Source organism: Magnetovibrio sp. (assembly GCF_036568125.1).
Classification (GTDB): Bacteria; Pseudomonadota; Alphaproteobacteria; order Rhodospirillales; family Magnetovibrionaceae; genus Magnetovibrio.
On sequence record NZ_DATCTF010000010.1, the window covers coordinates 81470 to 105398 of the forward strand.

General features: G+C 58.5%; 19 protein-coding genes and 1 other RNA gene. 10 read left to right on the forward strand and 10 right to left on the reverse strand.

What is annotated here, in order from left to right; all coding sequences use genetic code 11:
• The first annotated feature begins 1 nt into the window (after position 1).
• The 3 genes from VIN96_RS05130 (at position 2) to VIN96_RS05140 (ending at position 2560) form a co-directional block, all read left to right on the forward strand.
• The gene (locus VIN96_RS05130) at positions 2–1147 is read left to right on the forward strand and encodes an iron-containing alcohol dehydrogenase (protein WP_331894406.1); all 1146 of its coding nucleotides are present in this window, start codon (positions 2–4) and stop codon (positions 1145–1147) included.
• 113 nt (positions 1148–1260) lie between these two features.
• Positions 1261–1605, forward strand: a complete 345-nt coding sequence (locus VIN96_RS05135) for a hypothetical protein (protein ID WP_331894407.1) — start codon at positions 1261–1263, stop codon at positions 1603–1605.
• 319 nt (positions 1606–1924) lie between these two features.
• On the forward strand, positions 1925–2560 hold the full coding sequence (locus VIN96_RS05140; RefSeq protein WP_331894408.1) for a response regulator transcription factor: 636 nt from the start codon (positions 1925–1927) through the stop codon (positions 2558–2560).
• Positions 2561–2600: 40 nt separating this feature from the next.
• Here the strand turns inward: VIN96_RS05140 and VIN96_RS05145 are convergent, their stop codons facing one another.
• Complete coding sequence (locus VIN96_RS05145; RefSeq protein ID WP_331894409.1) at positions 2601–4961, reverse strand: ATP-binding protein; 2361 nt, start codon at positions 4959–4961, stop codon at positions 2601–2603.
• A 127-nt stretch (positions 4962–5088) separates the two neighbouring features.
• On the opposite strand from VIN96_RS05145, the gene VIN96_RS05150 reads away from it, so the two are divergent.
• The 5 genes from VIN96_RS05150 to ykgO all read left to right on the forward strand — a co-directional run bounded on the left by VIN96_RS05150 (position 5089) and on the right by ykgO (position 12239).
• Positions 5089–6117: an amino acid ABC transporter substrate-binding protein gene (locus tag VIN96_RS05150; protein ID WP_331894411.1), complete on the forward strand. Its 1029-nt coding sequence runs from the start codon at positions 5089–5091 to the stop codon at positions 6115–6117.
• Positions 6118–6223: 106 nt separating this feature from the next.
• Positions 6224–9826 carry a hydantoinase B/oxoprolinase family protein gene (locus VIN96_RS05155; RefSeq protein WP_331894413.1) on the forward strand — a complete coding sequence of 1201 codons (3603 nt, stop codon included), beginning with the start codon at positions 6224–6226 and terminating at the stop codon, positions 9824–9826.
• A complete protein-coding gene (locus tag VIN96_RS05160) occupies positions 9823–10332 on the forward strand; it encodes a winged helix DNA-binding protein (RefSeq protein WP_331894414.1) in 510 nt (169 codons plus the stop codon). The genes VIN96_RS05155 and VIN96_RS05160 overlap by 4 nt, the downstream gene beginning before the upstream one ends.
• A 250-nt stretch (positions 10333–10582) precedes the next feature.
• Positions 10583–11944: a PAS domain S-box protein gene (locus VIN96_RS05165; protein WP_331894416.1), complete on the forward strand. Its 1362-nt coding sequence runs from the start codon at positions 10583–10585 to the stop codon at positions 11942–11944.
• A gap of 169 nt (positions 11945–12113) precedes the next feature.
• Positions 12114–12239 carry a type B 50S ribosomal protein L36 gene (ykgO, locus tag VIN96_RS05170; RefSeq protein ID WP_331894417.1) on the forward strand — a complete coding sequence of 42 codons (126 nt, stop codon included), beginning with the start codon at positions 12114–12116 and terminating at the stop codon, positions 12237–12239.
• 133 nt (positions 12240–12372) lie between these two features.
• Here ykgO and VIN96_RS05175 read toward each other — a convergent pair whose 3' ends face one another.
• The 3 genes from VIN96_RS05175 to VIN96_RS05185 form a co-directional block, all read right to left on the reverse strand.
• Positions 12373–13317, reverse strand: coding sequence for a hypothetical protein (locus tag VIN96_RS05175; protein WP_331894418.1), 945 nt, complete (start codon positions 13315–13317; stop codon positions 12373–12375).
• Between the two features lie 184 nt (positions 13318–13501).
• Positions 13502–14203, reverse strand: a complete 702-nt coding sequence (locus tag VIN96_RS05180; RefSeq protein ID WP_331894419.1) for an RT0821/Lpp0805 family surface protein — start codon at positions 14201–14203, stop codon at positions 13502–13504.
• Positions 14200–14754 (reverse strand): RNA polymerase sigma factor, encoded by a 555-nt coding sequence (locus VIN96_RS05185; protein WP_331894421.1) that lies wholly within the window; start codon positions 14752–14754, stop codon positions 14200–14202. Before VIN96_RS05185 ends, VIN96_RS05180 begins: the two co-directional genes overlap by 4 nt.
• Before the next feature lie 276 nt (positions 14755–15030).
• On the opposite strand from VIN96_RS05185, the gene VIN96_RS05190 reads away from it, so the two are divergent.
• Positions 15031–15837: a hypothetical protein gene (locus tag VIN96_RS05190; protein WP_331894423.1), complete on the forward strand. Its 807-nt coding sequence runs from the start codon at positions 15031–15033 to the stop codon at positions 15835–15837.
• A gap of 216 nt (positions 15838–16053) precedes the next feature.
• Positions 16054–19653 (forward strand): AsmA family protein, encoded by a 3600-nt coding sequence (locus VIN96_RS05195; RefSeq protein WP_331895367.1) that lies wholly within the window; start codon positions 16054–16056, stop codon positions 19651–19653.
• Positions 19654–19658: 5 nt separating this feature from the next.
• Here the strand turns inward: VIN96_RS05195 and VIN96_RS05200 are convergent, their stop codons facing one another.
• From VIN96_RS05200 to ssrA, 6 genes are all read right to left on the reverse strand, one after another.
• A complete protein-coding gene (locus VIN96_RS05200) occupies positions 19659–19889 on the reverse strand; it encodes a ribbon-helix-helix domain-containing protein (protein WP_331894425.1) in 231 nt (76 codons plus the stop codon).
• 11 nt (positions 19890–19900) lie between these two features.
• A complete protein-coding gene (locus VIN96_RS05205) occupies positions 19901–20539 on the reverse strand; it encodes a LysE family translocator (RefSeq protein ID WP_331894426.1) in 639 nt (212 codons plus the stop codon).
• A gap of 2 nt (positions 20540–20541) precedes the next feature.
• Complete coding sequence (locus VIN96_RS05210; protein ID WP_331894428.1) at positions 20542–21183, reverse strand: alpha/beta fold hydrolase; 642 nt, start codon at positions 21181–21183, stop codon at positions 20542–20544.
• Entirely contained in the window at positions 21183–22832 is a 1650-nt protein-coding gene (locus tag VIN96_RS05215; protein ID WP_331894429.1) for a fumarate hydratase, read from the reverse strand. The genes VIN96_RS05210 and VIN96_RS05215 overlap by 1 nt, the downstream gene beginning before the upstream one ends.
• Positions 22833–22927: 95 nt before the next feature.
• Positions 22928–23467, reverse strand: a complete 540-nt coding sequence (locus tag VIN96_RS05220; protein ID WP_331894430.1) for an SspB family protein — start codon at positions 23465–23467, stop codon at positions 22928–22930.
• 62 nt (positions 23468–23529) lie between these two features.
• Positions 23530–23868: a transfer-messenger RNA gene (ssrA, locus tag VIN96_RS05225) on the reverse strand.
• Positions 23869–23929 lie beyond the last annotated feature (61 nt).

The window sequence follows — 23929 nt, forward strand, 5'->3', positions numbered from 1 at the left end:
CATGTCTCTCACCGCTAACTGGAACTACCCGACCCCGATCCGTTTTGGCGCGGGGCGGATTAAGGAAATCGCCGATGCGTGCGCCGCCGTGGGCATGAAGCGCCCGCTGTTGGTCACCGACAAAGGCCTCGCCAACATGGCGATCACCCAAGGCACGCTCGATCTTTTGGATCAGGCGGGCCTGGGGCGCGCCTTGTTTGCCGACGTCGATCCCAACCCCAGCGAAATCAATCTGGCCGCTGGCGTCAAAGCGTACAACGACGGTGACCACGATGGCGTGATTGCGTTCGGCGGTGGATCGGGTTTGGACTTGGGCAAAGTGATCGCTTTCCAAGCCAAGCAAACCCGCCCCGTTTGGGACTTTGAAGACGTCGGCGACTGGTGGACACGCGCCGATGTGGACGCCATCGCGCCGATCATCGCGGTTCCGACCACGGCGGGCACCGGTTCCGAAGTGGGCCGCGCCGGCATCATCACCAATTCCGAAACCCACGTGAAGAAGATCATCTTCCACCCGAAAATCATGCCGTCCATCGTCATATGCGATCCGGAACTGACCGTCGGCATGCCTCAGGTGATCACCGTGGGCACAGGCTTGGATGCGTTCATTCACTGTCTGGAAGCTTACAGCTCGCCGTTCTACCATCCCATGAGCCAGGGTATCGCCCTGGAAGGCATGCGTTTGGTGAAGGAAAACCTGCCCAAGGTCTACGCCAACCCGAACGACATCGAAGCACGTGGTCACATGATGGCTGCCGCGGCGATGGGCGCCACGGCGTTCCAAAAAGGCCTCGGCGCGATGCACGCCATGTCGCACCCGGTGGGCGCGGTCTACAACACCCATCACGGCATGACCAACGCCGTGGTGATGCCAGCGGTGTTGAAATTCAACCGCCCCGCCATCGACGAGCGCATCGCCGCCGCCGCCGCCTATATGGGCATCGACGGCGGTTTCGATGGGTTTTACGATTTCGTCTTGCAAACCCGCGCCGATCATGGCGTGCCCGACAAGCTGAGCGCGTTGGGGGTCGGGACCGACCGGATTGACGACTTGGCCCAAATGGCGGTCGAAGACCCCAGTGCCGGCGGCAACCCGGTCGAGCTGACGGTGGACGCCGCGAAGGTCCTGTTCGAAGCCTGTATCTAGTTCCCCAGGACCTCCCCACCCTTCAGCAGACAAGGCCCGCGCGATGAAATCCTTATACGGTTTCTATCTCGCGGGCCTTGTATTTTCACCATATTCGAGCCATGTACTCAGTCATGTGTAACGCCTTAAGCCCAGAAAAAGCCGTGATTTGGTCCGTTCTGCACGGGCTTGCCCCAGAGGATTTGCGCGCCGATTATTTTACCCATCCCGTCTATCGGGGGTGGTTCGAGGCCGTGGATGCTTTGCGCCGGGATCATGCCGAGGTCTCGATCGATGCGATTTGCGCCATTGCGCAAAATCGGGGGGTGGCGATGCGTGATATCGACCGCCGGGCGCTGCGCCGGATGATGCGCATTGCGCCACCGGGGCGTATCGCCGACAACGCCGAACTGTTGGGCCAAGCGCTGTTCGACCGTCACCACGGCAATGCCGTGCACATCGAAAAATTGATCAATTGAGAAGCACAAAAAAAGACGCCGGTGAGAGAAACTCTCGCCGGCGTAAATTTTAACCCCTTGCTCTCCAAAATGGAGATGTCACTGACACGCGAATGGGGACGCATGCCAATGAACACACACAAATACATTCTAACTATTGGGGAAAAATGGTACATTCCACGGATAGACGAACCGGGTAATCTAATTGTATTATTTAAAAGGTGGTTTGTTTTGTGTTTCAAAATGAATCTGTTTTTACGCAATGACATAGCCTTATTTTGGGGTGAGTGGTGTGGCGGTCGAGACGGCTGCGGCTCTGTGCTCGTTCGAAGGGAATACAATGAAAATCCTATTGGTTGACGATCATAAGCTTGTCCGTGCGGGTCTGGTCCTGGTGCTGCAGCAAATGGAAGCCGGTATCGAGTTGCTGGAAGCCGGCACGGGCCGCGAAGCCATCGAATTAGCCGGCAACACCCCCGACATCGATTTGATTTTAATGGACCTCGATTTGCCTGAAGGCAGTGGCCTGGAAGCGTTGAGCGCCATCAACGCCAAGAACCCGGATTTGTCGGTGGTGATTTTATCGGCGATGGAAGATCAAGCCATGGTGTCGCGTGCGATGGAACTGGGCGCGCGGGGCTTCATTCCCAAATCGGCCAGCGGCGACGTGATGCTCAATTCGCTTCGTTTGGTGCTGTCGGGCGGCATTTGCCTGCCACCCGGTTATGGCGATGCGTCGCGCGGGGACAATTCCGAATTGCCCAATTTGACCCAGCGACAGTTGGAAGTGTTGCGGTTCATGGCGCAAGGCAACTCCAACAAGGAAATTGCCCGCGAATTGGGTATTTCCGAAAACACCGTGCGCGTCCACATCTCGGCCATCATCAGCGCGCTCGACGCCACCAACCGAACCGAGGCGGCGTATTCGGCGATGCGCTTGGGACTGATCCCGCGCGCCACCCTCAGCATGGCTTGATCTCGCAGATCTGAAGTGCCTGCCGTCACCGATGGTGCGTTTAAGCACTCGGAGGGGGCGGTTCCGGGGTGCTTTTTCGCGACAAGACCTTGTGCACTTTGGACATCAGTTCTTCGGGCTGGACGGGCTTGTGCAAGATGGGGAAGCCGCTCTTTTTCGCTTCGCGCAAACGTTCCGGCGCGGTGTCGCCCGTGATGATGATGGCTGGGATGTCGGTGGCCAAGGTTTTGCGAATCATGTCGATGGCGTCGCGGCCGGTCAGTTCCGCATCCAAACGATAATCGGCAATGATCAAGTCGGGAATGCGGCTGGCACCGATAAAAGCGCCGCGAATGGTATTGGTGTGCGCGCTAAGGAACGTCTGGGTCGAATACCCGGCATTGTTCAAAAGCGACTTCAGCCCCAACAGCACTTGCTCGTCGTCTTCGATGATGACGATGTGTTCGTCGCCGTGGACCATGGATGTGGGGAAGAAAGCCTCTTCCTCATCGACTTGTATCGACGACAACGGCACATCGATCCAGAACGTGGAGCCTTTTCCCGGTTTGGACGAACAACCGATCCGACAGCCCAGCAAATCCGACATCCGCCGCACGATTGAAAGTCCAAGCCCCAGGCCTTGGGCACGTTGGCGCGCTTGGTTGTCGATTTGGTAGAAATCTTGGAAGATCAGTTCCAGCTTGTCATTGGCGATGCCGGGACCGGTGTCGCGAATTTCAATGCGCAGATGGCCGTCGCGGCGGCGGCAACCGATCAGGACGCGACCGCGTTCGGTGTACTTGATGGCGTTATCGACCAGATTACGCACGATCGTTTCCAAAAGCGAAGGATCGGAATAGATGTGAGCGGAACTGTCGACAGTGCGCAGTTCCAAGTCGTTGGCCCACGCGACCGCGGTCAGCTCGCTTTTGATGCGTGCGATCATCGGGCCGACGCCGAAATCCTTGAACGCGGGTTGCACCACGCTGGCTTCCAGCTTGGAAATGTCCAGCAAGGTGTTGAGCAGCTCTTTCAAGGAGTCCAGGGAATTGCGGATCAGCTTGATGATGTCGCGTTTTTCGGCCTCGGTTTCCTTGCTTTCCAGGGCGTAGACGAACAAATTCAGCGCTTGCAAGGGTTGGCGCAGGTCGTGGCTGGCAGCGGCCAAAAAGCGCGTCTTGGCGACGGACGCTTTTTCAGCTTCGTCGCGCGCTTCCACCAATCCCGCTTCGCGCGAGTGCAAGGTGTCGACCAGATATTGCAGGGACCGCGCCATATCGGTGATTTCGTCGTCGCCCGAGGTATTGATTTTAATGTACTCGCCTTCGGCATGGGCCAGCATCGAAACGCGCAGCTGCACCAGGCGGCGCAACACCGTGCGGCTGACGTACAGGAACGTTGCGATGGCGACCAGGGCGGATACCAGAATGAATCCGATCATCGCTTGGAGGGTGATGTCCATTGACCGGCTGGTATCGCGGTTGGTTTTGGTGATGGCGGCACGGATGTCCTGGGTGGCAAGATTGGAAGCCGAAATGAATTGTTCGGCAATGGTGCGCGCGGAACTCAAAGAGGCCTGAATTTGGTTGAGGGTGTCGAGGTCAAGTTTTTTGACGTGAAACAACCCGGTGCGGCCGAATGTGATGGCGTCCAGACGTTCCAGGGTGTCTTGGGCGTCGAGTTTGGCCTCATGGGGCAAATAGGCGTATTGGCCGCGGACATCGTCGAGCTTGCGGGTCGCGCGCTTTTCCAAATCGATTAGCGGTGCGCTGTGCTCGAGGCGGGTGGCCGTCATCAACATGAAAATCACCGAATGAATGGATTCATTCCATTGGTGCAGGGGGCCGGATGGGGCGATGGTGCCGTCGGGCAGGTTGGTGCCGAATTGCACCGACACCAAGTCCTCTTGCAACTGAATCATCTCCAGATCGATTTCCGACAGCCGTTCGGCATAGACGATCCGATTTTCCGTCAAAGTGTTAAGGGTGTTGTAGGTGCTGAACAGTTGTTCTTTGAGATCGAGCAGTTCCTGTTTGCGATTTCCGGATAGCGCCTCGGTAGAGATGCTGTTGACGATCTCTTCCAGCCAGGCGGCGTCGTCTTCGACCTGGGCGATCAAGTTGACACGGGTCCAGGTGGTGGGCGAAATGATCAAGCTGGCGCCACGGCCCGCGACGCTGATGGACAATTGGCTGATGTGGGCGGTGTCTTCAAGGGTCGGAAGCTCCGCATTGATCAGCATGTCGTAATTATCTTGGAAACGGTTGAGCGCGACAATGGACGCCACGCCCGCGACAATCGCCGTTATGGTGATGAACCCGAGCGCCAAAAAGAGCTTGGTCGAAATCGCGGATTGAGCCTTCGCAATGAAATGGTCGTTCTGATCATTGGGGGGTGCGTTCGGCGCGCCCATGGCGTCCATGTTCTTTGATCCTTGAAGCCCTATCCGTTTGGAGAGTATCACTTATATGTACGGGAATTTATAGGAAACTCTCTTGTTTTCGCAGTATACACGAGCAAAGTGGACAACGGGTAGGCGGAGTGGATTAGTGAAACAGACAATATTGTTGATGGCGATGGCGTGCGCGCTGGTATTGACGAACGGGGAGAATGCCCGCGCGGCCTCGACTATCGAGACGGTCAAAAATCGTGGCTATATCGAATGCGGCGTGACGGATCGTGTGCCAGGGTTCTCTTCGCAAAAATCCGATGGTGAATGGGCGGGCTTTTACATCGATTTCTGCCGCGCCATCGGCGCTGCGGTGATTGGCGACGCCAAGGCCATAGGCATCGATGATTATTGGCTGGATGCGCTGGAAGGGCGGGAAATCGACGTGTTGCATGCAGGCTCTACATGGACGTTCGTTCGTGACACCACCCGCGATATCGAATTTCCCGGTATTTACTTTTATGACGGTCAAGGTTTTATGGCCCACGCCAAACTTGGTGCAAAATCGCTCAAAGAGGCCATGGCGCTTGAGGGCGTTCGGGTGTGTGCGATTGGGCCGACCTCGACGGCGCGCACCAATCTTGCCGATTTTATCGCCAAGAACAAGCTACCTTGGACGTTGGTGCCGATCAAAACCATGGATGGTATGTGGCGGGCCTTTTTCGGTAGCCGGTGCGATATGGCGATCCACGACCGCTCCGCGCTCGCGGCCGTCCACGCGGGACGCTTGGAAGATAGCGACGATTTCATCGTTTTTGCCGAAGTGATCAGCAAAGAACCGCTCGCTCCGGCGGTGCGCGCCGACGATGTGCAGTGGCGTGATCTGGTCGCGTGGGTTTCGCTGGTGATGATCGCGGCGGAAGAGTTGGGGGTATCCAAGGATAACGTCGACTACATGAAGGCGGCCTCTGAGTCTTCGGAAGTTCGGCGTTTGTTGGGCGAAGAGCCGGGACTCGGACAAGGCTTCGGTCTCGATGACGAGTGGGGCTATCGCATCATCAAGCAGGTCGGAAATTACGGCGATGTCTTTGAACGTAACTTGGGCATAAAAACGCCCTTCAAGATGGCGCGTGGGCTCAACAATTTGTGGCGCGACGGCGGGTTACTGTACGCCCCGCCCATCCGCTAGCTCGATTGTCGCAACGATCAAACCTAAAAAGCCCGCCGTTGCATGACGGCGGGCTTTTTGTCGGTGCGGGCTTCTCATGTGGGCGATTTATCTATAAATTGTTTCTATGAGCAATGTGACGGGTTGGAAATTTTGGATCGATCGTGGCGGCACGTTCACCGATGTGGCGGCGCGTCGCCCCGACGGGCGTGTGGTGACGCTCAAGTTGTTGAGCGAAAATCCAGAACAATACCCCGATGCGGCGGTGGAAGGGGTGCGCCGGTTGCTGGATATCGCGCCCGGCGACGTCATCCCTGGCGAACTCATTCGCCACATCAAGATGGGCACCACGGTCGCCACCAATGCCCTTTTGGAACGTAAAGGCGAACGCACCGCCTTGGTGATTACGCGGGGTTTTGCCGACGCCCTGCGCATCGGCTATCAAAATCGGCCAGATTTGTTCGCGCGTGACATCCAACTGCCCGATCTGTTGCACGAACGCGTCATCGAAGCTCATGAACGCATCGATGCCCATGGCAAGGTGGTCGCCGCGTTGGATGAGCAGGCGTTGCGCCAACAGTTGCAAGAGGTCTTCAGTGCGGGCGTTCGCGCGTTGGCGATTGTATTCGTGCACGGATATCGCTATCCGCAGCACGAACGGCGCGCCGCCGAAATTGCCAAGGATGTCGGCTTTACGCAAATTTCCACCAGTTTTGAGACCAGTCCGCTGATGAAGCTGGTGTCGCGAGGCGACACCACGGTTGTGGATGCGTACCTGTCGCCGATTTTGCGCCGTTATGTCGATCAAGTCAGCGCCAAGGTCGCCGACACGCGGTTGATGTTCATGCAATCGAACGGCGGTTTGACCGATGCGCGGCTGTTTCAGGGCAAGGACAGCATTTTGTCCGGTCCTGCGGGCGGTGTGGTCGGCATGGCCCGGACCGCCGGGCTCGCGGGTTTCAATCAGGTCATTGGCTTCGACATGGGCGGCACGTCGACCGACGTCAGCCATTTCGACGGCCAGTTCGAGCGCGTGTTCGAAACCCACGTCGCGGGGGTGCGGTTGCGCGCGCCGATGATGCACATTCACACCGTGGCGGCGGGCGGCGGCTCGATCTTGCATTTCGATGGCGCACGCTTTCGCGTCGGTCCCGACAGCGCGGGCGCCAATCCCGGTCCGGCGTGTTATCGCCGTGGCGGACCGCTGGCGGTGACCGACTGCAACGTGATGCTGGGTAAAATTCAACCCGCGCATTTCCCTCATGTATTCGGGGCGACGGCTGATCAGCCCTTGGACGCAGATGCGGTGCGGCTCGGATTTGAGGCCTTGAGCAAGGAGATCGAGCGCGCCACCGGCGAGGCGATGAGCCCCGAGCAGGTCGCTGAAGGCTTCTTGAGCATCGCGGTTGAAAACATGGCCAACGCGATCAAGAAAATCTCGGTGGAGCGCGGTTATGATATCACCGCCTACGCGCTTAATTGTTTCGGCGGTGCGGGTGGACAGCACGCCTGTTTGGTAGCCGACGCCTTGGGCATGGAGACGGTGTTTATTCACCCGTACGCAGGCATCCTCTCGGCCTATGGCATGGGGCTGGCGGATTTTACCGCCATGCGCGAACGCGCCTTGGAATGCACCTTGAGTGCCGATACCTTTGCGTCCTTGCGCACGGTTTTAAACGACTTGGGTCGCGAGGCACGTGGCGAATTGATCGCTCAGGATATCGCCGCCGAGCGGATCGAGGTGAGGGAAAAAGTGCTGCTGCGCTATGCGGGGACCGACACCGCCCTGGAGATCGCCTTCGCGCCCTTGGCCGAGGTGATGCGCGCGTTTGAGGATGCTCACCTCCGCCGGTTCGGCTTTGTCCAGCCCGGGCGTGGATTGATCGTCGAGGCCTGTGCGGTCGAAGCCGTGGGGCGTGACCGCGATGAAGTCGATCAAGCCTGGATCCCGTCCGTGCGCATGGGTGAATTGAAACCGCTGGACACGGTGCAATTGACATCCGGCGGTGCATCTCACGATGCGCCGGTGTGGGACATTGCCAGCTTGCGCCCGGGCGACGTGCTTAAAGGTCCCGCGATCGTGCGCGACGTCAATTCAACGGTGGTGGTGGAACCGGGCTGGCAAGCCGCCTACACGGACCAGGGCAACCTTGTGCTGACGCGTTTCGTGCCACGGCCCAAGGGTGTCAGTGTCGGCACCGATGCCGACCCGGTGATGTTGGAGATCTTCAACAACCTGTTCATGTCCATCGCCGAACAAATGGGCGCGACCCTGGCCAACACCGCCCATTCGGTCAACATCAAGGAACGCTTGGATTTTTCCTGTGCGCTGTTTGATAGCGGTGGCAACCTGGTCGCCAACGCACCGCACATGCCGGTACATCTGGGTTCCATGGGCGAAAGCGTAAAAAGCGTTATCGACGCCCAAGGCTCGAGCATGAAACCCGGCGACGTGTTCGCCATCAACGCCCCCTACAACGGTGGCACCCACTTGCCCGACGTCACCGTGGTAACGCCGGTGTTCGAAAACAACGCGGTGTTGTTTTACGTCGCCTCGCGCGGCCATCATGCCGACATCGGCGGCATCACGCCGGGGTCGATGCCACCGCATTCCCAAACGGTCGAAGACGAAGGCGTTCTAATCGACAACGTTAAAATCGTCAGTCAGGGACGGTTCATGGAAAGCGAGGTGCGCGCCTTGTTGGCGTCGGGTCCTTGGCCCGCGCGCAATATCGATCAGAATATCGCCGACCTCGGTGCGCAGATCGCGGCCAACGAAAAAGGCATTGCGGAACTGTCGCGCATGGTACGGCATTTTGGCCTCGACGTGGTGCGCGCGTACATGGGCCACGTGCAAGACAACGCCGAGGAAAGCGTGCGCCGGGTTTTGGACGTGCTCAGCGATGGTTCGTACACCTATGAACTGGATGACGGTGCGAAAATCCAGGTGGCGATCCGTATCGACAAGACGGCGCGCAAGGCGGTGGTTGATTTCACCGGTACCTCGGAGCAACAACCCACCAACTTCAACGCACCGTTTCCGGTATGCCGGGCGGCGGTGCTCTATGTGTTTCGCACCTTGGTCGATGACGACATCCCGCTCAATGCGGGGTGCTTGAAACCCATCGAGATCATTGCGCCCGAGGGCTGCATGCTCAATCCGCGTTATCCTGCGGCGGTGGTGGCGGGCAACGTGGAAACCAGCCAGTGCGTCACCGATGCACTGTATGGGGCGTTGGGCGTGTTGGCGGCGTCGCAAGGCACCATGAACAATTTCACCTTCGGCAACGCGACTTATCAATACTACGAAACCATTTGTGGCGGTGCAGGCGCGGGGCCGGGTTTCAACGGTCAAAGTGCGGTGCAAACCCACATGACCAATTCGCGCCTGACCGACCCGGAGGTTCTGGAGTGGCGTTTTCCGGTGCGGGTGGACGAGTTTTCCATTCGTCGCGGTTCAGGCGGCACGGGGGCATATGCCGGTGGCGATGGTGTGGTGCGGCGTATCCGCTTCTTGGCGGCGATGAGCGCGGGCATCTTGTCCAATCACCGCCGCATCGCGCCATTTGGTCTGAACGGTGGTGGCGCGGGGCACGTTGGAGTGAACCGTGTTGAGCGCGCGGATGGCCGGGTCGAAAGCTTAGGCCCCACAGCAGCTGTCGAACTTGCTGACGGCGACGTTTTCGTCATCGAAACGCCGGGCGGTGGCGGGTACGGAGATCCATCATGAGCAAGCGAAAACCGATCGTTTCATCCGCGCACCTCGCCCAACCTGGGTCGGAGGGGTTGAGCGAATTCGAATACGGCTTAATCGTCGTGGGCGGCGCGTTCCAACGCTGGACCGTGCGCTGCATGGCGGCGGCGGGGTTGAAGGATTTGAACCACTTGGACGTTTTGGTTCTGCATTCGGTCAATCACCGCGACCGCGACAAGCGCGCGGCGGATATTTGTTTTGTTTTGGGTGTCGAAGACACGCATACCGTCACCTACGCACTGAAGAAATTGGTGCGTCTGGGGTTGGTGAAGCGTTTGCGCAGAGGCAAAGAGAGTTTTTTCGCTGCCACCAAAGCCGGTCGTGAAGCATGCGCTACGTATGCCGAAGTTCGCGAGGCGTGCTTGTTGCAAGCGCTTGATGCCCTGGGACTCGAGGCCGGCGCAATTGAAGAGACTGCAGGACGGTTACGGGCCTTGTCTGGTCTTTATGATCAGGCCGCGCGCGCCGCCGCATCACTCTGATCTTTTTTTGTTATATATAGCAATTTTGTGTAGTATAAATGTATTATCCAAAAGATTTGTTTGTGGGCAATCTGTTATTCACTCATTTGTATCGATTGTAATGCGTATATGAGCATGTTTGAGTGTATTACCTGAAAATATTGATTGATATCAGCGTGCTATTGGTCATATCAAAGTAACGGCTTATTGTTAGGGCGTGTCTTGCGTCATGCGGTTGCTGGGGGCAACTCAAAAGGAGTGGCGAACCAACATGGGCGTCATAGCGCTTGTCGTACGTATCGGCCTTGTGATCTTCGTGATCGAGGTTTTGATCATGGCTGGTTTCACGGTGTTGCCGTTTCAGATGACACCTAGCCGCCAGGCGCTGATGGATGCCGTTTTGCTGACGGTGTTCAGTTCGCCGCTGCTGTTTTTCGGTGTGATCCGCCCTTATGCCCGCAGCCAAAAGGCAATCGAACTGGCCGCCGAGTCGGCCCGGCAACGCAGTGAAAGCCATTTGGCGCAAATCCTCAGTGCGGTGGTCGATGGTATCGTGACGACGGATGATCGTGGGATCATTCAGGTTTTCAATCCAGCCGCAGAAAATATTTTCGGTTATACAGCTGCAGAGACCATTGGCCAGAGCATCAACATATTGATGCCCCCGGATCAGTCTCGGCAGCACGACGGCTATATGGAGACCTATGGCAACACGGGGCGCGCCTCCATCATCGGCTACGGTCGTGAAGTCATGGGGCGGCGAAAGGATGGCACGGAATTTCCCATCGATTTGGCCATCAGCGAGTTGATTATCGACGGCCAACGCATGTACACCGGCGTGGTGCGCGACATCACCAAGCGCAAGCAGAGCGAACGCACACTGATCGATGCAAAAAATCAGGCTGAGCATGCCAGTCAGGTCAAATCAGAATTTATGGCCAATATGTCGCACGAACTGCGCACGCCCTTGAACGCCATCATCGGCTTTTCCGAGGTGGCGCGAAGTGAAATGTTCGGTCCCTTGGGCCATTCAAAATACAAGGAATACGTTGGCGATATTCAAGACAGCGCCCAGCACCTTTTGGATCTGATCAACGATATTTTGGATATGGCGCGGATCGAAGCGGATAAATTCGAACTGAACGATGAAGATATCGATCTGGCTCTGGTCGCCTCGACACCAATCCATTTCGTGCGGTCCGATCAGATAACCTTGCACAACAACATTCCCAAGAACTTAGCCTTATTGCGTGCGGACAAACGCCGAGTAAAGCAAATTTTGCTGAATCTGTTGTCCAATGCGGTGAAGTTCACGCCCGATGGCGGGACGGTCGATCTGGATGCCTGCGTCGCCGAGGATGGCGGTATTTTGGTGCAGGTGCGCGACACGGGAATCGGAATGGATGCGGAAGAGATTCAGCGCGCGCTCAAGCCTTTCGAGCAAATCGATACCGGCCTCAATCGCAAGTACGAAGGCACCGGCCTCGGCCTGCCGTTGGTCGACCGCATGGTCCATTTGAACGGCGGGGCGCTATGCATCGAAAGCGAAAAAGGCAAAGGAACCTTGGTTTCCGTACATTTTCCGCCCGAGCGCACGGTTATGCGGGCACAAAACCGCGCGGCGAGCCTTTGAACGAAATGACCGAAGGGAACCCTGGGACAGCCAAAAAGGTGCCGGGCTTGGTGAGCTGAAAGAAACCCCAAAATCCACCATTAATCGGTTGACAGGTGCTGCCCCACGCCTTATTTTCCGCCTCCACAGGGGCCATGTCGGCTCCGCTTGTTTTTTGAGGATAGACGCCATGAAGGTTCGCAACTCGCTTAAGTCCGCGAAGACCCGCGACAAGAACTGCGTCGTCGTGCGTCGTAAAGGCCGCGTCTACGTGATCAACAAACGCAACCCGCGTTTCAAAGCGCGCCAAGGCTGATCCCGATTTCGGGCGGCTGCACCTTGGTGCGGCCCTTTGGTAGACCGCTTAAGAAAACCGCGCCTTCCCTAAATTGGGTAGGCGCGGTTTTCTTCGTTTATGAGGATACACGGCAAAGCTGCTGACGGTGAGGTTAGCCGCGCGTCGGGGTGCGCCACTTCAGTTTGTCGGTGCGACACGCCACGCCCGCGTAAATGCTCGTTTTACCCTGGCGGGTCAGGTATTGCTTGTAAGTGCGGCAGAACAAGCCGCTTTTGGCGCGGTACGTCGCCAAAGGTTCGACCTGGGTCGAGGTTCCTGTCTTTTTGTCCGTCCAGCTGCGGATTTCACCGCCTTGTGCGTTTTCCAACGCATCCTGCCAAGTGCGGATGATGCCGACGCGGACATTTTGCGGTTCGTCGGTCAGGGACGGGCGTACGGCGGTGAGTTCGCGCACGCTTTCGCCGTTGGTTTTGTGATAGCTCCGTCGAAGCACATAGGCGTTGATCAACGGCGCATAATACCACGTATAGGACTGCCACCATTTGTTGGTCGAGCTGCGGCGTTCGCATTTGACGCGAAAGGTGTCGAATTCACCGGCCAGAACTCGCACCCGTTCCACACCCTCGACCGCACATGACCATTTTTGGGAAAACTGGCTGGTTCGTTTGGTGGCCTTGCTGACGGAGCGCCCTTCGGTGGAAAAACTCACCGAGTTGCCGACGCGCAGTGGCCACATAGCATTGGTCGGTACGCGGGTTTCTTTGAAGTATTCCGAAGTCGAGCCTTCGAGGTAAGGCGCTGGAATGGCGAAATTGCGGAAATTGACCAGCTTGCGCTTGGCCTTGTTGATCATATCGATCGTCTCGCCGTTCGTGCTGACGACCTGTTCCATCCATCCGTTGGTGTAATAGAACTTATCGCCGGGATTTACCGTGGGCAGCGGGGCCGAGGGCAGGTTGGGATCGGATATGGCCTGTGAGGAAAAGTATTTCGATTGTGGCGTGGCGGCGGGAATGCACGCGCTGGCGCTCAGTCCCAAAGCACCAACAAGGCTAAATTTGAGAAAACTTATCTTAAAATTTTTTGCCTGAAGCATACCTAGCCTGTGTGTCTTCTGAGAATGGTGCAGTATTACTCTTTGCGCTCAGCCCGGCGGTGATCCAAATCACACCGTTTCGCAATTAACCCAGTCTACCAATTCAGCCTGAATTCAAGCTGAATTGAAGCGAAAAACCGGAACGGTGGTTCCGGTGTTTCGTTTTACGACCATGCGATTGCGATCACAGCGATTTGCCAGCGCCATCTTCCAAAATCAAGTAGCGGGTTTTCCAGGTTCCTTCGTCGGTGCGACACGCCAGCCCGTATGTGGTTTCGGTTTTCCCGGTGGTGGTCACATCCTTGCGATATTCGCGACAGTATTTGCCGGATTTGTCTTGGTACGTGCGCACCGGGGTGAACCGTGCCGAACGATTGCTGTCGGGGTTTTGCCACGCCAGCTCGTTACCGCTGAGGTTGACTTCAAGGGCTTTGTTGAGCGCAGCTTCCATGGCGGCCTGATCGTGCATCATGGACATGGACGCCAACTGCATGGCCTTTTGCGTATTGGTTTCGGCATACTGAATGCCACCGCTCAGCCCCAGCAGTACGCCGGCGAACGCGGCGGCAATCGGCAGGGCTTTGCGCCACTGTGCGGGCGGACGCGGTTGAAAAGCGACCACATTGCCATCGACCGTCGCCGCACCTTGGGATGAAGGGGCTTGTGCCAAGGTCGCAGTAATGGCGTCGCGCAACTGTTGCGGCACGGGTTCGTGCAGGGTGTCGTTGAACGCCACCCGGCTCAACGCGGCGATTTCACGCAGGCGCTCGACGAATTTTCGGGCTTGTGGGTCGTCGCGCAATTTGGCTTCGACTTCGCGGGCAGTCTGGGAATCCAGTTCACCGTCGACGTAAGCGATGAGTGTGCCTTCATCAAGGTTCATCATGGCTGTGCACCTCGTTCCAAAGGGGGGATTTGTTTATCGGCAGTGACGCCGTCGGCATCACCAGGGTTGTCTATCATGCGGGTCAGCGCGGTTCGGGCGCGGACAAGACGGCTGGTCAATGTGCCCATGGGGATTTCCAAGACGTCGGATGCCTCTTTGTAAGACAGACCTTCGACCGAAACCAACATGACCACAGCACGCTGCTCTTCGGGCAGGTTGTAAATGGCGCGGCGCACGTTATCCAAGGTCAGGTTGGCCTCCATGGCGTTTTCTCCATCAAAGGATTGCTCGCCTTGGTTCTCGATGACTTCAAGATACGCGCTGCGCCGTTTCTGGCTGCGGATCTGGTCGATGTGGGTGGTTTGAATGATGCGAAACATCCAACTGTCCAGGCGGGTGCCTTGCTCCCATTGATCGATACGGGTAATAGCCTTTTCGCAAGCAGCTTGAACAAGATCGTCGGCTTCCGTACCGTTACGGGTGAGACCGAGGGCAAATCGCCTCAAGCGAGGCAAAATCGCAACCAGTTCTTGTTGTGTCCGTACATTCAAGGTCTAAAAAACCACTTCAGTTCAAATCCAATTTCGAGCCGCCATTATGTATGTATAGGCGCAGAAGTCTGTGTTGCGATAGGTTTGCCGTCTACACATCTGCGCGTGTTCTGTGATGATAACGACGGGCGGGGCTTTTTCATCCCTGGGGCTTAATTTTTTTCGCATATTTCACTTTTTTTTCGGATGATGGGATGAAAGTGGCGTTTTGTGACGTTATCCGGGCAAGAACGCCGATGGGCGCTTCAGATTTTCGACTTGGAAGGATACCTATCGATGGCACAGGCATGGATCAAAGCGGATACCGAAGACCGCGGACTGCCGTATTACAAACGTGTTGGTGGGGATTTCAGCGCTGCAATCAAAACAGCCATGAGCAAGTTGGTGCTTGCGGCGTCCGTGAGCGCATTGGTTTTGGCCTTCACCATGAGCCCGGTACATATGGACCATCACGGCCTGTCGTTCGGCTTCAACAAAGCCTTTGCCGATGGCGATGGCGGCGGTGACGGTGGTGGCGACGGTGGTGGTGATGGCGGCGACGACGGCGGTGACGATGGTGGTGACGACGGCGGTGACGATGGTGGCGACGACGGCGGCGACGACGGTGGTGGCGACAGTGGTGGCGACGGCGGCGGCGACGACGGCGGAGATGATGGTGGGGACGACGACGGCGGCAAGGACGGCGGCGACGACAGCGAAGATATTGGCGACGATAAGGGCGACGATGTCGGCGATGACATCGGCGACGATAAGGGTGACGACCGCGGTGATGATGACGGCACGGGCGCCGGAGGTGGCGCGGCTGGCGGTGGCACCGCAGGTGGTGTTGGTGCCGGAGGTGCCGCAGGTGCAGGCGGTTTGACGGGCACCGGTGGAGCAGCGGGCGCGCCAGGGGCCGGTTCGCCGATTGACGCGCTTGGCGGCTTGACAGGTATCGGCACGGCTGCCGAAGCAGGACTCGTCGGCAATTGGGGCGGCGCGGGCGCTGCCACGGGTGGCGCTGCTACGGGCGGCACTGCTACGGGCGGCACTGCTACGGGCGGTGCTGCTACAGGCGGCGCTGCAGCCGGGGGCGGTCTTTAAGGTCTCTCCTTCGACACGCTCAAGCGCGATTAAACGTAAAGATGCCCCCGGCCCTGTGGTCGGGGGTGTTTTTTGTTAAATTCGTACCCGATTCTGCTGTTTTTATATGGCCCTCAAAGGCCGTGGGCGACTACACTCTTTAGACGATGCTGCGGGGCTGCCCGTCGCTTTTTCCACACCTTTGATTAGAGTGATCCTGCTTTGGCGAAGAAAATTTTGATTGGTGTTGCGGTTGTTATGGCCTTGCTTGGGGCAATAGTGATCGTTGGGCCGAGTTTCATCGATTCAAACGCCTTGAAGCGGGAAATCACCACCCAGGCCCGTGCCGCCACCGGTCGCGAACTGACCATCGGTGGCAATTTGGAGATTCGCTTTTTCCCCGCACCGGCCTTGACGGCCAACAATGTTAGCCTGTCCAACGCCGCTGATGCGGATAACGCGGAAATGGTGAGCCTGAAAGCGGTCGAGGTGCGCGTCGCGCTGATGCCGCTGCTGTCGGGCCAGGTGCAGGTGGAGCGCATCCGCTTGCTCAGCCCGGTGATCAACATCGAAAAATTCGCCGATGGCCGTACCAACTTGGAATTCAAACCCGAAACCGGCGCCACACCGTCAGCCGAAGCGCCGCAAAGCGCACCAGTCGCACGCGATGGCGCGCAAACGAAACAAGGCGGCGGTCTGGACGTTCGTCTCGACAATTTCGAGGTTTCAGGCGGCCAACTGATTTACCGCGATGCTGCGACGGGGTCGGTGGAGCGGATTGAAGACATCGACGCGACGTTGCGCGCGGGATCCCTCAACGGTCCGTTCGAGGCCCAGGGGCAGGCGCGGGTCAGAGGCGTGCCGCTGGCGTTCGAAGTTTCGCTGGGCCAAATCATCGAACAGCGCACGGTGCCCGTGAACGCGATTGTCAATGCTCCGGGTGGCGCGCGCGTTCAAGTCACCGGTGCGGTGCTGGGATTGGAAGCTGAGCCCTATTTCAAAGGCAAGGTTTCCGCATCGGGTAAAAACCTCGCCCAGCTCGTCGATGCTCTGAGCGCGGTGGGCACGGCTCCGGCGTTGCTCGGCCAAGATTTCGCCCTCGACAGCGACGTCGTTGCCTCGGCTTCATCCGTGGCCTTGAGCGAGTTGGAAGCGCAATTGGGCAAATCGCGCACCACCGGCGGTGTGACGGTTGCGCTCAAAGACGGTGTGGAATTCGATGTGACGCTGCAAGCGGCGCGCATTGATGTCGATGCCATGTTGGACGCGGTCGGCACATCGCCGCAACGTGCCCCCAGCGAACCATCCGATATTCAGTCTGGTGCAAGCATGGCCCCCACGCCGCCGGGCGGCAACGCCAAGGCTGACGGGGCTTCACAGGCGTTCGCCTTTCCCAAGGACGTGCGTGGTACCGTTCAGGTCACAGTCGACGCCGTGACGGTTAAGGGCGGACTGTTCAGCGATGTGCGCATGACTGCCGAGCTCGCCGACGGTGAATTGGCATTGAGCCAATTACAAACCATGGCTCCCGGGGTGACGGATATGGCGCTGTTCGGTTTTGTGCGCGCCAAAGACGGTATTCCGCGTTTCGAAGGCGATGTCGAAGTCATCAGCGCCGATCCGTCGACATTTGCCAATTGGCTGGACGTGAAGTTACCGGACGGCGTCGCCGGGCGGGTCAAGCGCGTCACCTACAAAAGCAAAATCTTCGCCGATACCGATCAGGTGGTGATCAGCGGCTTGCAGATCACCGCCGATCAATCCAAGCTTACCGGCGGTGTGACCTTGGCATTGCGCAAGCGTTTGTCGTTTGGCGCGGATTTGGCCTTGGACACCATCAACCTCGACACCTACATGAACGCAAACGGCACAGCCACCAACGGCACCGGTGCGTCTCAACCCAGCAATGCGACGGCAGCGCCCGCAGACAGCAAAAAGGCAGCGGAAGGCCCCAGCGCGTTAGAAGCTGCGCAGGCCTGGGTGGGCCTGTCGGTGCTCAACGATTTCGACGCCAACCTCAAGGTTCGTGTCGGCGCGTTGACCCGGGGCGGAAAGACGTTCAAGAACGTGCTGCTCGACGGCACGTTGTATGCCGGAACTCTGGACCTGCGCAGCCTGAAGCTGGGCGACTATCAAGGCGGCAACGCGAACCTTTCGGGCACATTCAACGGTTTCGGTGCGATCCCGGAAATGTCCAAGGTCAAGCTCAACGCCAAGGTAAAGGACGCGGCCGCACTGGCAGTGAGCCTGGGCGCAAGCGGCGTGCCGGCGGGCCTTAAGGCGGTGGAGCTGAACGTCGCGGCGGAAGGTTCGCTGTTGAAGCCGCGTTTCGACGCCAAGCTCGACGCGCTCAAAGGTCAATTCACCGCCAAGGGCAGCTTCTCGTTGTTGCCCATCGGGTTCGGTTACAACGGCGCTGTCACCGCCCAACACGGCGATATGGTGGCATTGTTGAACGCGCTGGACATCGGCTACAAACCCGCCGGGCCGCTCGGCGCGTTGGATCTCAGCGCCACCGTGAACACCGATGGAAAAACCCATAAGATCACCGGATTGAAAAGCACGCTCGGCGATACCGCCATCAACGGTGACATCACCGCGCGTACCTCTGGCGCAAAACCGCATGTGACCGCGAACCTGCAAACCGGCGCGCTGATTTTGGACCGCTTCTTGCCCAAGGCGCAAAAGACCGCATCGACTGCGGTGCCTGCGCCACGGTGGACCAAGTATCTGAAAAATCCCAACATCGTGAAGGCGTCGTTCGCTCAAGACGAGGTGGCGCAATCGACGTCGCGGGCGGATAAGCGCTGGTCGCGCGATCGCTTCGATCTCGGCGCGCTTAATCTGCTCGACGGTGAACTGACGTTGAAATCGGATGCGATCGCTTTCGGCACGTACAAACTGAGCAATGCCGATATTCACGCCACCGTGCTCGACGGCGTGATGAGGGCCGACAAGATCGTCGGCAATCTGTTCGGCGGGCCGCTCAGCGGTTCGGCGGTCGTGCGCGCCAACGGTACGCCGACGATCGAGACGGATCTCAAGCTCGACGCGTTGCAGGTCGGACAAGCGGTGCAAGCGGTGACGGGTAAGGATTTGGCAGCCGGTAAGCTGTCTTTGAACCTGGGTTTCAATGCCACCGGGCTCAGCCCCGCGGACATGGTCAGTTCGTTGACGGGCGGGGGCAATCTCAGCATCGATGAACTCGACGTCAAACAGGGCGGCAAAGGTTCGGCGCTGTCGGGGGTGATCGGTTTGGTCGCGGCGATGAACCAGTTGTCGTTGGGTGCGCCTAAGCAGGGCAAGGGCTTGGCCGATTTGGCGCTGGCGTTCGACATTCAAGACGGCATTGCCGACGCGAAAAAAATGACGCTCAATTCCGCCATGGGCAACGGCAGTGGGTCTGGCAAGGTCGACATTGCTGGTTGGGGGATCGATTTCGCGGGCAACATGACGGTGGAACCGAACCTTCTCACCAGCTTGCTGTCCAAGGGCCGTATTGGCCGCCAAGAGGTGCCGTTCTCGGTCCGCGGCGCGTTGGACAATCCCGGCATCGACCTGGGTGTGGGCAAAGCCTCGACGGGTGCGACGGGGGGAACGCAGCAAAAGCTCGACCCGTTCAAGAGCTTGATCGAAAAAGCCTTGCCGGGGGTGAAGCTCCCGCAACAACCCGCGCCTCAGCCGAGCCAGCCGGTTCAGCCCACTCAGCCGCAACAGCAAGACGGCACCTTGTTGCCGCCGCCGCCGCAAAGCGGTTCCAGCGCGCCTGCCCCGACGCAAAAACCCGGCAAGCCGTCGGCCGAAGACATCATCAAGCAGTTGATGAAGGGATTGTAGGCGGCTCAGTCCTTAAGCTGGCTGAGCACGAACACGCGGATGGTGCTCGACAGATTGGTGGTGCGGGCGTGGTCGAGTTCCGTCACCAGTTTGTTGACCGACATGCCGCGCCGTTTGGCGATGGCGTTCAGCCCATGCCAAAACGCGTCTTCCAACGACACGCTGGTCTGATGGCCGTTCAGCAGCACCGAATGCTTGCGCATGGTATAGTCGGGATGCGAAAGGTCGTCGTCCATCCGGCTGCTCCTCAAAACAAATTATCGTAAACCATCAGCGCCGCGACCGTGATCATCAAGATCCCGGTCGAATGGGTGATCAGTTTATAGATGCGTTCGTTTTTCAGCCACCGCCGCACCGCTTCGGCGGCCAACGCCATCGGTGCCTGCCACAGGGTGTTGATGGTCATCAGGCCCAGTGACAACGCGATCAGCTGATAAGGCACGTCGTCGCGGGTGTTGTCGACGAAGTTTGGAAACAACGCCAGGAACAGCAAGATCACTTTGGGGTTGAGCAGATTGCACAGCATCGCGTCGCGAAAGGCTTTGCGCGCCGATACCGGCGGTTTGCCGGTTGCGCCAACGTGCAGCAAGCCGTGCTCGCGAAAGCTTTGGATGCCGATCCATGCGATGTAGGCCGCGCCCAGCAACGCCACGGTTTTGAACAACACGGGGATGGATGCGATCAGGACCGAAATGCCGAAGATCGCCAGCAGGGTGTGGCCGACCAATCCCATCTGCACGCCGAACACGGTCGCCAGCCCGACGTTGCGCCCCGAACTCAGGGAATAGCGCAAGATGATCAGGGTGTCCGGCCCCGGCGTCAAAACGATCGCGGACGCGGTGAGCAGAAAGGCGCCGTAGGTGGCGAGGTCGACGGGAAAGCCCATGGTTATAAATCCCGCGCAAACGCGGCCATGGCGTCGATGGCCTCATCCCAGTTTTGCGCTTCGCTGCGACCCGAGGATTTGCGCGGCTTGAAACCGTGATCGCCATCTTCCAGCCAGTGCACGCGGATTGCGTTCGACAGCGAAAAGGCCGGGACCTGTTCGATGGTGCCGAAGGTGTCGCGGGTGCCTTGCAAGATCAAGGTCGGGGTCTTCAGATCCGACAGGTGTGCCATGCGACCTTGCGCCTTTTCCGGCTTGCCCGGCGGGTGAAACGGGTATCCCAGGCATACCAGTCCCTTGACCGGCGCATTTTCGTCTTCCAACTCGCGCGCGATCATCGACGCCATCCGTCCGCCCATCGACTTGCCGCCGATGATCAGGTTCTCACGGCCCAATTCATCGATCACGGCGCGCCAGGTTTCCAATAACACCGGCGCACGGTTGGGGGGACGTTTCTTACCGTCCACGCGACGCTCATGCATGTAGGGAAACTCGAACCGCACACAGCGCAGCCCGCGTTGGGCCAAGCCATCGGCGAACGCGACCATGAACGGACTGTCCATCGGCGCGCCCGCGCCATGGGCAAGGGCGATGGTCACGGGCGCATTGTCGGGACCGTCGATGAGCAGACCGGGAAGCGTCATCAACCGGAATCCTGGCCGTTGATGTCGTTGCCCTTCTTCTTAATGTCTTCGAAGAAATCGTTGCCCTTGTCGTCGACGATGATGAAGGCGGGGAAGTTTTCGACCTCGATCTTCCAGATCGCTTCCATGCCGAGTTCGGGATATTCCAGGCATTCGACATGCTTGATGGATTTCGACGCCAGTTCCGCCGCCGCGCCGCCGATGGAGCCCAGGTAAAAGCCGCCGTGTTTTTTGCACGCATCCGTCACGGCTTGGGACCGGTTACCCTTGGCGAGCATCACCATGGACCCGCCCGCTTCTTGGAACTGATCGACGTAGCTGTCCATGCGCCCTGCGGTGGTCGGGCCGAACGAGCCGGATGCATAGCCTTCGGGCGTTTTCGCCGGACCGGCGTAATAGACCGGATGGTTTTTAATGTATTCGGGCAAGCCCTGACCGGCATCCAAACGCTCTTTCAATTTGGCATGGGCCAGGTCGCGCCCGACGATCAGCGAGCCGGTCAAGCTGACGCGGGTGCGGATCGGGTGCTTGCTCAATTCGGCGCGGATGTCGGCCATGGGCTGGTTGAGGTCGATGGCGACCACGGTATCGGACAGCGCGCCCGCGCCGGCATCGGGCATGTACTTGGCCGGATCGGTTTCCAGTTTTTCCAGGAAGATGCCGTCGGCGGTGATCTTGCCCAAGATTTGACGGTCGGCGGAGCACGACACCCCGATGCCCACCGGGCATGACGCGCCGTGGCGGGGCAGGCGGATGACGCGCACGTCGTGGCAGAAATACTTACCACCGAATTGCGCGCCGATGCCGAGGTTCTGTGTCATGGCGAGGATTTCGGCTTCCATGTCCAGGTCGCGGAACGCTTGGCCGTAGGCGTTGCCCTGGGTCGGCAGGCCGTCGAGATAATGGGCCGAAGCCATTTTGACGGTCTTGAGGTTTTGTTCCGCCGACAATCCGCCAATGACAACCGCCAGGTGATACGGCGGGCATGCCGCCGTGCCCAGCGTGGCGATCTGAGTGCGCAGGAATTCGGCCATCGATTTGGGGTTGAGCAACGCCGCGGTTTGTTGATGCAGGAAGGTCTTGTTGGCCGAGCCGCCGCCCTTGGCCATGAACATGAACTTGTAGCTGCCGCCGGGCACCGCGCCGATGTCGATCTGCGCGGGCAGGTTGGTGCCGGTGCCGACTTCCTTGAACATCGACAGCGGCGCCATTTGGCTGTAGCGCAGATTGTTTTCGGCGTAAGCCTTCATCACGCCTTCGGACAGCGCTTCTTCGTCGCGCCCGCCGGTCCAGACGTTTTCGCCCTTTTTGCCCATGATGATGGCGGTGCCGGTGTCTTGGCACATGGGCAACACGCCGCCCGCCGAAATGTTGGCGTTTTTCAACAGCTCCATGGCGACGAAGCGGTCGTTGGCGGAGGCCTCGGGATCGTCGAGAATGGCCGCCAACTGCTTCAAATGCGCAGGGCGCAGCAGGTGCGAGGTGTCGCGCAACGCGGTCGCGGCCAACAGGCTCAAGCCCTCGGGCTCGATCTCCAAGATGGTGCGCCCGGCGACGTTGTGGGTCGACACATGGTCGCGGGTCAGCAGACGATATTCGGTCTCATCGGGACCGAAGGCGAAAAGTTCGTGGAAGGCAGGCTCGCTCATGGAAAAAGTCTCTCAACTGGGGAGGCTGAAAAGGACTTAATTTGTAACGCGCCTCGCGAGAGGGAACCAGATGCAATTTGACGGGAATGGAATTCTTATTTTTTGCGAAACGCGTCCAGGGTGATCACTTCGCCGGTTTTCGGCTCGTCATCGTCCGTCAGGCCGCGTTCGCGGTCGTCCTGGTTGGTGCGGTTGCGCGTTTCCTCGAAATAATCGAGATGACGGGAGTCGTAATCCTCGACGTCGTCCTCGTCGTATTCTTCGTCGTCGTCGCCGAGCGGCAGCATTTTCAGCTGCAAGGCAAAGTTCACGGACGGATCGGCGAACGAAATCACCGATGCGTAAGGAATGACGAGATCTTCCTTTTTGCCGCCGAAGCTGAGCGTGATGGAAAACGAATCTTCACCCGCGGCCAGATTTTCGAACTGGTGTTGCAGGACGATGGTCATGTCGTTGGGGTGCTGAGCGCGCAGACGCGCCGGAATTTGGACGCCGCTGTCTTGGGTCAGGAACGAAATGTAAAAGTGATGGTCGCCGGGAAGGCCGTGATCCGCGACATGGGCGATCGTTTTCTGGATGACGCTACGCAACGCCTCCTCAACCCAAATGTCGTAGCGAAGTGTATCTTCGGTCATATGATCCTGCGTCTTCCTACGTTCTGCTCAATTCGGCGTGCCGCAAGCGGCGGTGTGTTTTAAGTGGGGGGCTTCTGTTGCCAGGTGCCCCCCGAACCCCGTGGTTGCTTAGCTGTTAAGCGGCAACCGCAAATGCTACGTCATTATCGTTGGCATTTGTAAAAGTAGCCCGATATCGGTGGTACCATGCCGGGCGAAAGTCAGACCTTTACCACGCTCGTCGATCCTGTTTCGCCCCCATACCTACCGATGCGCCCGAAGCTTCAAGCTCGCCGGAAAATTTGGTGGAGGCGCCGGGTACCGCCCCCGGGTCCGAAACGCTTATTCCGAAAAACGTTTATCGCCATAGTCGGTTGCCCGACACGACAAATATAGGATGCCCTGCGTGCGATTGCAAAGGCTGCTGTGCGCAAACGGCGAATAATACAAAACGATGAGCTTTTTAAAATTTTCCACAATATA

Coding starts and splice junctions, on each gene's coding strand:
- VIN96_RS05130 (WP_331894406.1), top strand. CDS start 2: ATGTCTCTCACCGCTAACTGGAACTACCCGACCCCGATCCGTTTTGGC.
- VIN96_RS05135 (WP_331894407.1), top strand. CDS start 1,261: ATGTGTAACGCCTTAAGCCCAGAAAAAGCCGTGATTTGGTCCGTTCTG.
- VIN96_RS05140 (WP_331894408.1), top strand. CDS start 1,925: ATGAAAATCCTATTGGTTGACGATCATAAGCTTGTCCGTGCGGGTCTG.
- VIN96_RS05145 (WP_331894409.1), bottom strand. CDS start 4,961: ATGGACGCCATGGGCGCGCCGAACGCACCCCCCAATGATCAGAACGAC.
- VIN96_RS05155 (WP_331894413.1), top strand. CDS start 6,224: ATGAGCAATGTGACGGGTTGGAAATTTTGGATCGATCGTGGCGGCACG.
- VIN96_RS05160 (WP_331894414.1), top strand. CDS start 9,823: ATGAGCAAGCGAAAACCGATCGTTTCATCCGCGCACCTCGCCCAACCT.
- VIN96_RS05165 (WP_331894416.1), top strand. CDS start 10,583: ATGGGCGTCATAGCGCTTGTCGTACGTATCGGCCTTGTGATCTTCGTG.
- ykgO (WP_331894417.1), top strand. CDS start 12,114: ATGAAGGTTCGCAACTCGCTTAAGTCCGCGAAGACCCGCGACAAGAAC.
- VIN96_RS05175 (WP_331894418.1), bottom strand. CDS start 13,317: ATGCTTCAGGCAAAAAATTTTAAGATAAGTTTTCTCAAATTTAGCCTT.
- VIN96_RS05180 (WP_331894419.1), bottom strand. CDS start 14,203: ATGATGAACCTTGATGAAGGCACACTCATCGCTTACGTCGACGGTGAA.
- VIN96_RS05190 (WP_331894423.1), top strand. CDS start 15,031: ATGGCACAGGCATGGATCAAAGCGGATACCGAAGACCGCGGACTGCCG.
- VIN96_RS05200 (WP_331894425.1), bottom strand. CDS start 19,889: ATGGACGACGACCTTTCGCATCCCGACTATACCATGCGCAAGCATTCG.
- VIN96_RS05205 (WP_331894426.1), bottom strand. CDS start 20,539: ATGGGCTTTCCCGTCGACCTCGCCACCTACGGCGCCTTTCTGCTCACC.
- VIN96_RS05210 (WP_331894428.1), bottom strand. CDS start 21,183: ATGACGCTTCCCGGTCTGCTCATCGACGGTCCCGACAATGCGCCCGTG.
- VIN96_RS05215 (WP_331894429.1), bottom strand. CDS start 22,832: ATGAGCGAGCCTGCCTTCCACGAACTTTTCGCCTTCGGTCCCGATGAG.
- VIN96_RS05220 (WP_331894430.1), bottom strand. CDS start 23,467: ATGACCGAAGATACACTTCGCTACGACATTTGGGTTGAGGAGGCGTTG.